At 43.4% G+C, this 15,763-nt stretch carries 2 protein-coding genes; both read right to left on the reverse strand.

Features of this window, described 5'->3' with window-relative positions; genetic code table 11:
- Positions 1-109 precede the first annotated feature (109 nt).
- Entirely contained in the window at positions 110-11,542 is an 11,433-nt protein-coding gene (locus BGX14_RS03975) for a calcium-binding protein (RefSeq protein WP_095879124.1), read from the reverse strand.
- Between the two features lie 74 nt (positions 11,543-11,616).
- Entirely contained in the window at positions 11,617-15,711 is a 4,095-nt protein-coding gene (locus tag BGX14_RS03980) for a hypothetical protein (RefSeq protein WP_143394117.1), read from the reverse strand.
- Between the last annotated feature and the right edge of the window lie 52 nt (positions 15,712-15,763).

Here is a 15,763-nt window from a genome sequence, read left to right on the forward strand (position 1 = left end):
GATATATCTGGCGGTGAATACGGACGCTCGAACGGAGAGCTATACGGCTCCCCGCAAGGCGGTACCACGACTCGTGGAAAATCTTGCGCTGACGGTCCTGTATCACTTCTTAGGCCCCGATAGAAATGACGGCGGTGCCTGCGGTGAGTGCAGTCACGCGGATTTCGTAGCGGTTGTCTCCGTTCGGGGTGTCGGGTATATCTACGGTGAAGTAGTAGCCTTCCTGCGTGGTAGCCGTCATGGTAGTGCCGTTCACGTCCCATTCCCACTCGAGAGCGGGAACGCTATGGCCCTGGCCGTCGGCCACCATCACGATATTCGGGTGCCACCACTGGTTGCCAGGCCAGGAGTCGCTTACCAGCAACACCGTTTCGCCCTCGGCAAAGTTTACCACTTGGGCACCAGAAGAAATGTCAATCGTCTGCGAAATCGTGCCCGGAGTCACTTCCTGCTGTATGGTCCAGTCCTTGTCGGTCGTGTCCGTAAAGGTGTCGGTCGCCCCGTTCTCGGAGGTTTCCGGGGTGACGCCCGGCACATCGCCATCCTCGAACTTGTCCTGGATGTCATCGGCGTCGGCATCGTTGTTGCCCAGGAAAACCTCGGGCGTCGATGTCGTCACCGTGTGCTGTTCCAGCATGATTTCCACGCTGGGGGCGAACACGCCCACGGGGTTGTTGTGTTCGAGGATCAACGAGGCATTGTCGCCAAGGGCCACATCGTCGCCGTCGCCCATGGTAATCGTATCGCCGAAGTCGCCACCGACAATCACGTCGCGGTCCTTGCCCGTCAAGATGGTGTCGCCCGTCTCGACAGGTTCGTCGTTCTCGTCCAGCGGGATTTCCACGGCCGCGCCGTCATAATGTATGCTCTCGGCCTCGATGGCGCGGTTCGCGTAGTCGGCCAGGTTCTCGTTGCGGGCGAACGGCGTGTCTATATCGAAAGTCACGCGGGCATCATCACCAAAGACCAGGTCCTTGTCGTGGTCGCCACCCACGGCGATATCCTCTTCGCGGTTCTCGCCCGCCACCACCTGCACGGCGGTTATCACGGGCAGGTTCAGCGACCACTGGTTCGTGTCGGTGAACAGGTTCCTGATTCGCACCTCGAAGGTAGCGGAGCTCACACCGTGGAACACCACGTAGTTTCCAACCAGGCTCATGTCGGGCGCAACCTGCGAAAGCAGCTCGGCAGCTGTCGGGGCGGTCTCGCGTTCAACGCGGCGGTAGTCGCCGTCGAAATGGCTACCGGTCCAGTCGTTCAGGTAGTAGTGCTGGTCGGGCGTATCACCGCCCACCTGGTGGCCCCATACATCGAACAGGTAGTTGTAGGTGTCCGTGTTCTGCTGGTCGCCGCCGAGGTACACATACACATCGCAGGGTGCACCGCCCGCGAAGGAATCAAGGTTCGTAAGCGTGAGCTTGATTTCCTGCTGCTGTTGGGCAGCATAGTAGGCGTTGAACAGCTTGGAATTCGAGGTGTCACCGTCAAGCTGGGCATCATCCTTCGGCATCAGGCTCGAATTCTGCGTCCCGTCGCCCACGGCGGTATCGTAGGCAACCAGCGAAATGCCTATGCCATCGTGCGTCACGGGGTCGTTGGTGTAGTTCTCGCCAACGACATGCAGGCCGTTGTTCTTTATGTAGAGGTTCGTCCAGTCGTTATCCGCGACAACACCCGCCGTCTCGTGCGGGATAAAGTCGAACACCTGTTTGTCGTTTTCATAAACGGGTTGATTGTTTTCATCAAGCACAGGGATATAATCACCAGGAGCGACTATCTCGCTTGCGGTCGCATTCTCGCGGGTAAAGTTGAACGAAGCAACCTGGATTCCGTCGAGCATCGTTTCTGCTGCGGCTGTCGCGCCGGATTCGATGTGGTCGGCCCCCTGGCCGCCTACCACGACATCGTTGCCGTTACCCGTGTATATATGGTCGTTGTAGTCGCCCGCCACAGTGCGTGAATCAAGCGACTCGGCAAGCGAGAGCGTGGAGGCCGTGGCCTCGGAGCTGTCGCGGTCGGTAAAGACCATCTTGGCATTGTCGCCGAACACCACATCGTTGTCGTAGATGCCGTAGCGCTCGTCGCCGTAGGTCGTCAAGGTGTCGCCACCCGTGCCGCCCACCACGATGTCGTCGCCACCGGAAGTGTAAACCGTGTCGGCACCGCCATGGGCAATGTCGGTAGAGGCGGCCACATCCTGCGCGTGGAGGGTTCCCTTCACCTGGATGGCGGCTATGCCCGGAATGTCCTTGCCGTTGATGTTGTCGAGCGTGTAGCCGTCCTCGATAATCACGCGGAAGCTGTCCGCGGCAACACCCGCTGGAACTTCGAACACCACGTAGTTGCCCGTGGTGTCTATCAGCACTGCATCATCGCCCGTCAGCTCACCGGAGAGAACCGCCGCATTGTGCGCGAGGTCTGCCAAAATCGCCTCGGCGCTGGTGTATTCGGAACGCTTGTAGGTGCCGTTGAAGTTGGAACCGGCGCAGTCGTTCACGTAGAAACTCTGCAGGGCAACTGTCGAGTCACCCACATACAGGCTCACCTTGCGGATGCTCTGGCCTTCCCAGGAATTCGCGTCGGGCATGTCAAGGTAGACGGCCACCCTGTAATCGGTAAAGTACTGAGCAAGGCCATCCACGGCGACTTCCAGCCTGTTGTCGCACTGGTTGCCCGGAGCGGTAGTCATGTAGCCGCTGTTCATGAGCGCCGCATCGGCATCGGTAGAGGCGTTCGGAAGGTTGTGGCCGTAGGCCTGCAAGTTGATACGGTTGTCGGTGCTCGTATTGCGGTGACTCTCGATGCCGCCGTAGCTTACGCTCACGGCGCTTGCGCGGGTGTTGTCGTCGAAGCGCACAATCTCGCGGTCATCGTTGCCGTAGGTCCCGGCAAGGCTACCGCCCACATTGTTCCAGTTCGCCTTCGCGAAATCTGCCGCACCCGCAACATCTTCCGAAGAAAGCCCCGTCTGCGAGGCACCCATGAAGTTGAACGAGAGCGTCGCCTCGGTGCGGGTCTCGGGAATGCTCTGCGTATCGGTTACCTGTTCTTCCGCTTCGGCGGCGTTGCCCCTGAAGGTCGCAAAGCCGTTGTCGCCGAACACGACATCCTTCCCTGTCCCGGTACGGATATCGTCACCATCAAGGCCGCCGAACACCACATTGTCGCCGTTGCCCGCATCAATGTCATCGGCACCGGCCGTTCCCAGGTCGGTTCCAACATTGTAACCCTCGTTGGAGACCATCAGCGCATTAAAGTCATTATCTACTTTAGCAAAGCCTCCATCGCCGAGAATAATATCGTTTCCATTGCCCGTAGTAATTTCATCAGAATCCATACCACCCATTACGACATTTCGACCATTTCCTGTATTTATAGTATCATGTCCGCCATCATGTTCCGACCTTGTTTCAATGGTACGATAGTCTTCTTCAACCTGATATTTACCGCCATCGCCAACAACAACATTGTCAGCACCGTCAATATCAACTTCATCACCATAGGCACCCCCCATCACAACATTTCTGTCGCCATGAATGTCAATATCATCAACGCCACCTTCAGCATCAGCCTGTGTTTCAACTTTCTGCAAGCCAGAATTTACCATATTAGAGACGTTAGATTTATCGTATTCAGCAAGGCCTCCGTCACCAAGTACAACATTAGTTGTCCCGACTATTTCGATCGTATCACCAAAGGCTCCACCCATGGCAACATTGTCTCCACCATATATTTTAATAGAGTCTACGCCACCAATGGAATCATTCTTCGTCTGAATTTCCAGCGATTCATTTTTCTTTAATTCATATCGACCGGCATCACCAAGAACAACATTTTCATTACTGCTTGAGGAAGCACTTTCACCAATGGTTATTTCATCACTTTGAGCGCCACCCATGACGATGTTTCCACCACCATAGACATTAATCTCGTCAGCACCACCAATTGAGTCATCATCGGTTGTGACTTTCACACTGGTTTTATCATTATTAACTTCGTATTCTCCGCCATCACCAAGAACAACATTATTTTTTCCGCTATTTTCTACTCCAGATTCTCCAATATTGATGAAATCACCTTTGTCTCCACCCATAACGATATTTTCAGAACCTGTAATCTCAATATTATCTACATCACCAATTCCATTTTCTATCGTCTTTACCTTAGAGATATAAGATTCAAGACCGTCTTGGTTATTCCAAGTCGTATCTGTCGTTTCATTAGAACTATAGTTGATTTCACCATTATCTCCGAGAATTACATTATTTGCGCCATTAATCGTGATATCGTCATTTCCATAGCCACCGACTACAACGCTATCTTTTCCTCCAGCAGTAATAATATCACGATTGCCTTCAGAAGGTTGAACAGATTTAATGGAACTTGCACCTCTAGCCACACCATCCGTTTGTTTCTGCAGATTTCCTTGGGCATCTTTTTCAACTCTAGTGTAGATAATGTTTCCACCAATATCGTAACCGAGATTCGTCACGGACGCGCCTGCCGCATTCTTATACAGAACGTTGCCTTTGTCGCCGAAAGCAATCACACCCTGTGCAACATCTATTTCATCTGAGCCATTGCCACCAAAGGCAATGATACCATCCTTCGTTATCTCGTCAGAAGTCGCGACAATTTTGTCCTTGCCGCCTTGGGTATTCAAAACCAGTGTTCCATCCTTATCACCATAACTTTCAACAACGACCTGGTCATCATACTCAGATGCATCCAACAAATCATTTGCGTCACCGGTATTTACCACAGTAAATGTCTGGAATCCGTCTTCACGATAAAGGGTCTTCGAAATGTCAACTTGATCTTTTCCTTTACCTAAGTTAAACTCGGCAAATTCCATTTCATTCGCCGTAATACCTTTGCCCTGCGCAAGATCACTATTGGTAAATAGGAGCGATTCCGTGTTCAGTTCCTCGCCAACATCATTTACACTCTCTAGGGTTGTTTCAGAACGAGCAAGGGAAGATTCCTGATTATTGACGATAATTCGATCAACATTACCACTTTCCGCATTAGGATCTTCTGCTACTTGGTTTCCGAACACATCGCCATCAATTCGCGTATTACTTTCTGGTTCAGCAACAGCATCATTGTTCGTCAATTTATGATTATAGGTAAGGACGGTCGTGTCGCCCGCATCAATTCCGCCGGCTTCACCAAAGCCATTTGCGACAATATTTCCACGAATTTCGCTAATGTCCTTAGCATGTTCTGGCACAACTTTTTTTGCCATTTTTGCAGGGTCACAGCATCCATTTAATGCATATATTCTGACAACAGCTGTATCAACCCCAATTCCTTCAAAATGAATAGTATAGGATCCATCTGCATTCTGGACTGCGCCATCTACACACACATTTTGGAGTTCATCTAAATGCATGACAATGTCCGCCGTCTCACCTTCAGTCAATTTTTCGGCCAATGTAATCGTGTACTCAATGCAAGAGGAAGCATCAGCATCATCCTTAGATGTTTCTGTAGACTCGTATATCTTTATCTGGTTCTTCCTAACAGAAAAAGCAGTTCCCACAACAACATTATCTATGAGTGGTTTCACAGAATCAAGTTGTAATTTTTTTGTTGCAACGACAGAAACATTTCCGTTTACCGCAACCTGACGTTGAGTTGTAGCGCTATAGAATGTTATTGTTGAACCGCTAAGAACATAATAATAGTCACTACTATAAGTTCCTGCGCCCATTTGAGCTTTATTTCCTATTTGCAAGGAGTCCAACATCACGCAGAAATCTTCATTTTCATCAAAAGAACTATAAGCAAGACTGATGCTACTCCCACTAACAGCCATTTCACTTAAGCGATAATGAACATATAAAGTCGGCTGACTAATTGTTGACAAAAATGCTTTCAGTTCATCATTTGTAATAGTAAGCGAGTTGCCAGAAATTGAATAATCAACTTCGTTTATAAGACTTCTTGTCAAACCATCAATAAAGACAAGCTCTATTCCTGCACAACCGTCTTCTAACTCAATAATTGGATTATTTACATCTAAATTATACGACGAAGTTTTAGCAATCAAGCCCTTGTTATCCGAGACAGAAGCACTTTCATCAGACACTTCAACGGTCATTGAAACCTGTTTCAAATTGTGCGAAGTTCCAGAAGCATCAATTTTCCTCGACTTTATAATCAAACCTGTCGAGACAGCCCCCTCAGCAAGTAAATCGCTTAATGCGTGAACATAGAATGTTCCTGTAGCGGAATCACCAGCACTTGTCAATCTTAAAGTAATTGTATTTTCACAAGCAGACAATCCATCCTTAGAAAGTCCAATACCGCGGTTGCCACTCTGCAAAGCATTCTTTGACACGCGAGGAATACTAATCGTGACTTCAATTTCTTCACCATCTGCTAAATTACCTGCATAGCCAACCGTAATAGCACCAGACCGTTGACCTTCAACTACTGACACTTTCGAAACAAAGTTTCCATTCGCATCTTGCAAAAATACAACAGGTTCTTCGGTATCAACAATTGTAAAACTGTCAATAATTTTATCATCACCCATCGCAAATGTAACTGTTTCAGTCATTCCTTCAACATTGGTGGACTTAAATGACTGTTTGGGCATACCACCAACAGCTACAGTATCATTACCATTACCGCCATTAAGTTCAATAGCGTTATCTGCCTTGCTACTGATTACATAATAGAGATCATCTCCATCACCAGCATTTACGAGTGTTTCCTCTACACCAACAGCATCAACCGCCGCAATATCACTAATCAGGCCCTTGTCGGTCAAAACAAATGTGTCATCGCCACGGGTGCCATTCATTATCATCTTATCAATACCGGCCCCACCATCTATGCCAATTGAACCATTTTCAACGGTTCCGGTCTTTCCGGGTTCTTCATCATAAGACAAGCCATTAATAGTAAATGTATCATTGTCGGCGCCACCAAACATATTGGTATCTCCAACACTATGTAGCAAGTTGAAATTATCCTCGCCTTCTTCACCATTAAGGGTTAAAGATGTATTCTGTCCAACGCCCTCACTTAGGTATCCATCTGATGTGCGGACGGTATTAAAGAGATCGTTTTCAGCAACATTTGCAACAGAATTTCGCCTAGATTCATACAATTGACCTATTTGGAACGAATCGTTGCCAGCACCGCCGTTAATCGACATATCAGTAACGGTTCCATCAATTGAAACGCGGTCATTTCCATCGCCAGTATTCAGTTGAACAAAATCTGCTTTTGACGAAAAGTTAACTCGTTCCAGATTGGTATTATTTACGGCATTATCTATATCAATATTCGGAACTAACGCGACAAAACCAACGCCATACTCAGATGCACGCACAAGCAATTTGTCATTGTAATTTGTTCCGTTAACAATTAGTGTATCACCTGAGGATTCTCCGCTATCAAATACATTCGCATAACCTAGAGTGCTATCACCCATAAATTCTACGGTAACTTCGTCATTTCCGCCTTGTCCATCGACAAAATCCATTCCCGAACCAGTGAAGATTTGATCATCGTTACCAAGTTCACTTTGGGCATCAGGATAAATTTTCCCAAGCAATCCAAGGTTTATTCCGAATGTAATTTCCGCATCGAGACCAGAGGTCGATGGGATGCTCATACCAACAAGACCATTATCACCATAGATAGTATCGTTTCCAGATTCGCCATAAATTAAATCACTGTCGAGACCGCCATAAATAACATCGTTATCCAAGCCTCCATAAAGTTTATCGTTTCCAGAACCGCCATGGATTATATCGTTGCCGATGCCGCCCTCGACATGGTCGTTTCCGGCTCCTCCAATCAGCACATCCTGACCTTCCCCGCCATAGATTCTGTCGTCATCAGCCATGTCGCTATCGGAAGGAGTTGTAACGCCAAACCATGTGTCCAGCGACAGTAATGCGACGGATAAATTGTCTGAATTGAATTTATAAGATTCGAGAAACTCCTGCGCTATGACAGACTTTATCTGGCTTCCAAACAATCCCGAAAGGTCAAGGTTGTCACTTGAATCTCCGACGAGTACATCCATGCCAGCCTCGCCATAAAGTTCATCGTTCCCAGAGCCGCCCCCAATGCGGTCGTCGCCCTTTTCGCCATGAATTACATCATCGCCAGCACCACCATCTATAGAGTCGTTTCCGGCACCGCCGTAAATCTTATCAGAACCAGCATTTCCATAAATGATATCGCTGCCGCCTTCGCTGCTTAGCGAAGTATGAGAAATTATTGCATTGGCATAAGAACCAACCAAGTCTACAGCAATCCTTCCGCCATCGCCAACTAAAATATCATTTCCCGTACCACCAAGAATTTGATCATTTCCGGCTCCACCAAAGACGATATTTTCCGAGGTACTAGCACTCAAATCGATATAGTCGTCCCCAGAATTTCCCGAATCAACGGGAACTTCCTGAATTCCTACAATATCGCCATTTTTGTTATAGACAAACACGGCGTTATCACCGAAAACAATATTCTTGCCCTTGGCCCCCCTTATCTTATCCTTGCCTGCTCCGCCAACAATAATTACGTAATGAGAACTATCAATAGACAAACCAGACAAATCAATGATGTCGTCGCCTTCACCGGCATCAATCAAAATATTTATGGTTGCATTTTTTCCATCCTCAGATTTTACAGTGATTTCATCATTGCCGTCCTTGGCATCAATCTTAAAAATTTTTCCACTCGCTACTTGAAGTTCCTTCTTTGAGCCATCTTCCCAAGAGACCTTATCTCCATCTATTATGTAAGTTACCTTTTCATTTCTATTTGAGGTATCGTTAATTCGAGACTCAGCACTGTCACCCACATTCGCAATGACATTACCATCACTTTCACTTGCCCAAACCGTTGGCATTTGGTTATTAACATCGAAACTGAATAGTGTTATCTTGCTAGTAATATCCCAACGTTTTGTATAGAATAAAAATTTGATATAGGCGGACAGTTGCGCAGTTATTTCACCCCTTACGTCAAATAAACTTAAAGCACCAAGTTCATTGATGATTTCTTTTATTTCGCCAATACGTAATTTGTCATCCTTGTTCGGGTCAAAAGCGTCAAGATATATATTTATATCCACGCCACCACCAACACCAGCTTTTACCCCCACATTAAGTTCAGCGGATGCCCCTAGACCTCCATAGAACGTGAGTTCAGGTTTACCATCACTATTATCCAGGTAAAAGCCATTCATCAATTTTTCAACATCCCTGAAATCGCTTTTCACCCATTGACGGATTCCCAAGGTATCGTAACCAAAGGTAAAATCTATTTTCGCGCCAAATGTAACACTGGCCCGAACACCGAGCGGACCCACCACTGGGAAAAATTGGTCCCAGTTGAAATTGAAATCCAATTCTGGCATATGGTACTTGACAAGCATGATATCTTCGCCAAGCAGCAACTTGTAAATTTCAGTCGGATTATCCCAGAAAAATTCCCAGCCACCACCGTTTGACGTAAAGCCTGCGCTGACACCACTAGAATCAACATGGCTATTCATTTCTTCCGTAAACAGGGTTTTCAATTCATTTAAACTAGAAATTCCGTATGTCTGCTTGAATTCGTCAAATTTGTCAAAGTAGTTTTCAATATTGCTTGTAATTGCAGAAAGTTTTCCAGATCCATTTAAAAATGCATTTGAAACACTTTTTTCGCTATCAAGTTTGCCTTTAATCAACTGCAAATCAGGCAAAACAATTCCATTCACATCGCTTAAGCCTTTAATTTTATTTGCCAACACAAGTAAATCTTGCATGGCATAGATGAAATCAACCTTTATATCAGGATTACACATCTTCGCCAGGTCAAGTGGAGAAATACTCAATCCCAAATCATCAAGAACAGGGAACGGAGATGTCAGGAATTCAATAATGGGTTCAACAGGTTCAAGGACCGTCCTAATTTTAGAGATTACAGACCCAAGCGTTCCTTTTACAAAGGAGCCAAGGTCTATTTTCAAGGTAGAAAAGCCTAAAGAAGTAACACCGGTATCAAGACCCCATGCAAATTCGAAGATTCCCGTAATATTGGGGAACTTGGCGGAAACATCATTGTCACCTATAACACCAACCTCTATTGCATACTTCAACTCTACAGAAGCATCAAAGGCAACACTCGGAGCATTTGATAGGATTTCACCAATTGATTTAGTTTCTACACCTATATTTTCATCTTCATTCTTATTAAGATCAATATTTAACGACGCTTCTGCAAATTCGTCTACAATAGAGTTTTCAATCTTATTCGACAATTTTGCACCAAGCCCAGCTAAACGGCCTGTTATTGTAGATTCAGTTCCTGTTTCATTCAGCTTGACATTGACTTTGATTTTCAATTCATCACCATCAGGCAAGATTAGGTAGAAACCCTTGTCTTGAGAAATGCCAATACCAAAGTTCAACTGCCAAAGAAGGCTCAATCCTACTCCGCCTTGCCCCTTTAAGCCAAGACCAGGGAAACCCAAATCAAAGTCAAGATTTGTTCCGAATTTATATTCATCCGCCAAAGTGAAAAACCATTCGGCGCATTCATTTTCTTCTGTTATTTCACTACGATAGTAAACACCACTTCCAGCATTAGTCCAATCCTGACGCACTGCATTTACATTAAATTGGTCATCCGAATCAATAAGGTCTAGATTTATGTAACTTTCAAGCCATTTGACAAAATAGCTCGCCATGGACTTGGCATCCAAATCCGGCGAGGAATAAACAAGGTTCGCCAAAGGATCAATTACTGATTGATGCAATTTCTCAATGAAATCAGCTCCAGCACTCAGGGCATTCCCGGCAACAGGCAGCGATTTCAACCTATTCGCCAACCCATCATTCATCGTCGTATCAACGATATCCAAGAACGAATCCAACCCAGAAACGGCTAACTTTAATTTCTCATAAAGATTACCATTTGTGAGATTATTGATAAAATCACCAACAGCATCCATTATCCCTGAAATATCAACAACAAATACCGCGCCAGTTTCTGGGATTGGATCTGTCGACAACTTTTTTAGGACGAAATCCGTTTGAGATATTTTTTTATACTCTACAGCACCATCACTTTCAATCCTGACATCCGGCAGGTTCGTTAAATCAGACGCAATTTTCACTCCGTCAATATACTTGTCGATGCTTATATTTCCAAGATAGGAATCACCCACATAAACAAAGAGTTCGCCTTCTAAGTCAAAGGCATAACCAAAACCAAAGGATTCTCCACTGATATTTGCCAATGTTTCGCCTTTGTCTCCAATACCCGCAGCGACAATAAATTTCGCATTCAAAGAGGATGGGCTATCGTTATTTTTATTCGTTCCAACATGTAACACCCCATTTACATTCAGTTCAGGAATACTCAAGTCAAACGAAGGCTTATCGACTCTCAAATCAATGTTTGCATCAACATAAATCTCCCGGTCAAGTTTAAAAGACGTTCCCTCAAAGTGTCCTTTCATATCAACGGAGATTCCACCGGAAACAACCAGTTTTGCAGCACCGCTCAGGTGTTTTCCCAAACTAAACGAAGAACTTTCGTTAATGAATTTATTCAGAGAAAAGGATACTTCTAGTTGATTAAGCGCATTAACACTTAAAACAAGGCCCCCACATACACAGGATTATCTTCAGAATAATTGACCGCTTTTTCAATGAAACTCGCATCAAGAAGGAACTTGTTTACCAGCTTTTGTAAGGTCTGAACGCTCAACGCATCGGAATTGCGAAGTTCCGCAACAATTTGCGAAAGATTCTCGCCGACCTTGACAATGTCATTAACACGTTTGTTTACAAGTGGAATAGAAACATCTAGTTTAGAAATAGCAGTCTTAGCCTGTTTTGCAATATTTTCCAGCATAGAAAGGACTGATTCTATCGAAAAATCATCAAGATTTTTCAACAAGTCACACGAATCGATACTTAAGCCAGATACATCAAGCCCTTCGGTTTGTGAAACTGCAACACAGCCAATATTAAAAAGTGAAGAATGATTTCCAATGGTCAAATAGCCATCCAAATCAATGGAGCCAGATACATCAACTGATGTGCTCAACAAATCCGTTAGGAAGTCATTGTTATTTGTCTGGAAACTATTGGTCTTTTGTGGATAAGATACATTCAGTGCAAATCCACCAGAAGCGAAAACAGAAGCTTCAACAAAATTGGCGTTAAGAGAAACAGCCGGATTATCTAATTTAACAAATAGAATTTTTCCTTCATTTAAATCAAAAACATCTATCACCTTATTTTCATCATTCTTCGCTTCAGGCTTAATACTAATGGACATTAAGCCATTTTGTCCCATTTGAGCAGACATAACTTCAAAATAAAAAACACCCGAAGTATTTGTTATCTTCAAGAAGGTTCCAACGTAATCATTCACATTGTTACTAGCTGCTTTTAAACCGGAAACAACAAAAGATTCAGCATTAGAATCATCTAAATTAGAATCCTCTCCATATTCAGCATACAACCCACCAATAGAAGCATTTAGACTAAGTTCAAGTTCGTCAACACTAAATTTAAATCGATTTGTTAAATCTTGACACCCAACAGAAGCCCCCTTGATAATATAATCGTTTGAATTTCCGTATTTTACGGCAACAGCATTATTGCCAAAACCCAGCACCTTTAGTAAATCACAATTCAATACAGATGCAATTGTAAAAAACTCCGTACTAGAGAATTTAAACGTGCCATCAACAAACGCTAACTGAACGCTTATATTTTGCAGCTGAGTCAAGGCGACATTAATTATATTGCAAACATCATTGATTGTATTTGCATTAGATAAATCAACATCAACACCTTCATCATTTATTTTAAATTCATATATTCCATCAGCATATGCGGGACAATTCGTAGAAGAACTAAGATATTGTGCAGACAGGCTTTCAGAGGAGCTCGTTCTAAGGATTATAGAATCATTTTCTACAACGGCAACAACTTTGCCATTTAGAGTCCCTTTAGCAAGTTCTTTGTTTAATTCCTTAGCCATCAACGACAACGATGAAAAGGTCTGCATTTTCTCATCGTTGTTTATCGTAATTGAGTCATTACCTAAATTTATGGAAAAACTAGACTCTATTTTCGATTTGTATTCTAAATTCGAGGATATATACAAAAATACAGCATTTGAAGCATTTTGTTTGAAATTATTTTCCAAATTTTCTTGAGCAGTCTTATCTATTGAAAAATTTGCTCGACTACTATCGCACACAACAAAAACCGTATTGTCATCAAGGCAGACAGCATACAGGCCATATTCACTTGACCATGACTTATCATTTACACCATCAAGACCTAAATCAACCTTATACTTCTCTAAATCCGAAAGTTGTTCATTTAGATAATCGGCTAACGATTTTTCAGTCAACCCGTTAGTTTCAAGCGAAAGGGACACTCCATTAATCTGAATTTCTACATCACCGGTAATTTTTCGAGCCCAATGACCTTTGGCATTGGAAAAGCCCAAAACAGAGAATGCATTAGCACCGCTTTCAGATTGAATTGAAAAAATAGAATCAGAATAAACAACTATTTTTTTGTTATCAATACTACTATATGTATAGGGAGAGGAGTCATTTCGAGTATTTAGATCGGACACAATCATATGAACATCAGTATAAGATTCTGTCGTAGTTGTAGGAGAAAGAATCTGAGAGGTCGGATTATTTCCCGACATCAAAGTCCATTTAGCATCGTGTGGTAAAAAGATTTCTCCCTTTACCAATTCAAGCGCTTGCGTATTTTGCAAAACTGAATTCTGAGAAATCTGGGTAAACGGAGTGTTTGCTGTCACGTCAGCATTATCGAATGAAATACTTATCGTAAATCCAAGATTTCCACTAGCCGTAAAATTAAACTTTGCATTCGAAGACAATTCAATATTTTCCATAGCCTTCGATAAGTCCATCAAGATATTACTATTGCTAAAATCAAACGAAGCAGTCTTGCTAAAATTAATCTTGACAGAGATACTTCCGTCAACAACAGTTGTTTCAACAAACTGTTTTGTTGTATCACCAAGAATCTCTTGCAATTTCGAATTCAGTCCGTCATAATTGACAAATGCCGCGATATTTCCATATTCGCCAGCTACAGTCAATCCATCTAAAGTGTCCTTAAATTCATCAAGGAACTTGACATATTCACTCAAAGAACCATCCAAAATATTCGCATTCGTTTTGTAATTCAGGGCTGAACTTACGTTTTCTGCAACCATTTTTTGGACAGCCCCATCAATTGTCCTAATTATAACTTCAAATTCATTGGCAACAGTAAGCCCCGTAATTGATGTGTACTTGTTTAAGTTACTTGAAAACTTCCATACACCTTCATCGGAATCATATTCCATTGACAATGGTGAATTTTCATCACAGACAACAAATTCTTTTTCGGAATTAGAAGACGCATCATTATAAACAATTTTCGCCGCATTAGAGGAAACAGATCCACTGATATTACCTATCGAGTATTCTCCATCTCTAAACACAACATCAAGATCAAAATTCACAGAAGCATTTTCCACATGACCATCAAATAATCCAAAATTTGTATCAAACGAAATACCTGTTTCACTGATTGATGCAGAAATCTTATCAACCGTCACCCCCGAATCCGACAAGTTGAGTATAATTTCCATATCTACGGGTATTGCAGAAACATTAAGCAAATCAAAATTCAAATTTCCATTGAAAGTCTTCTTCAATACAAGTTGATTACTTGAAATAGTCAAACTATTGTCATCAAAGGTATTCCAGGATGTCTTATCAAGAATTTCATCAAAGACATCGCCTATATCAGTAGAATTACTTGCGGCAACTTGCCTTGCAACATACGCAGCAGCAGCATAATGGCGAATGATTTCAGCAAAAGAGTTCCATTCAACGACGGTGTTTCCTACCTTAACGCCATTAATAAATTCGCTAGTTCCGTCTTTGAAAAAATCAAAGGCTTCTTCAATTCTTCTGATCGACTGATCAACAGAGTCTCTAAATGTCAAACCATCGTAACTAAAAGCAGTTGTAACAGATGTCACCTTCATGTCCGGATTGAAAGTGACAATCGAATTTGTGTCAGTATCAAATTCTAAATCAAAACTCAAATCAATGCTAGAATTTGATTGGTTTGCAGCAACATCTATTTCGATGTCTGCCGATGTTTCCAAGGAATCCGTCTGTTCGACAAGACCAAGATATCCATCATTCAAACCTGCATTTGCCGCTTCATCAATAGAAATTTGAGAATTCAGACTGATATCAGTATATTGTTTACTTGAAACAGAGAAGTTCCCGTCATCCTCAATTATTTCTAGTTGCAGGTCGTCAAAAGAAATTGATGTATTTACGAGTCCATTCAACCCAGAAATGGTATGTCCACCAACATCTACAGACAAGTTATTCAATGATATCGATTCAAAATTTATGTCATCAGAAAGCAAAACATCGTAATAATCCGTATTTTCCTGTTTTGTCAATTGAACATCTGACGAAGTCAACACAAAAGAGCCGTTAATTAAGTCATTGATGGAGAGGTTCGTTCCGCCAACCTTTACAATATCGTTCTCTGAAAGATTGAGATTGGTGGAAACTTCTGTTATCACCTGTTCGTTTATCCAATCTACAGCAGCATCTTCTGCCGTGGCACTGAGCATTTCCCTTTTTTCAAGAGATTCGATTTTATACACGTTGCAATTATCTTTCCTAGACATTCTATTGTTCTTTCTAGACATACGCTGA

The sequence above is a fragment of the Fibrobacter sp. UWS1 genome, from assembly GCF_002300445.1.
GTDB lineage: Bacteria > Fibrobacterota > Fibrobacteria > Fibrobacterales > Fibrobacteraceae > Hallerella > Hallerella intestinalis.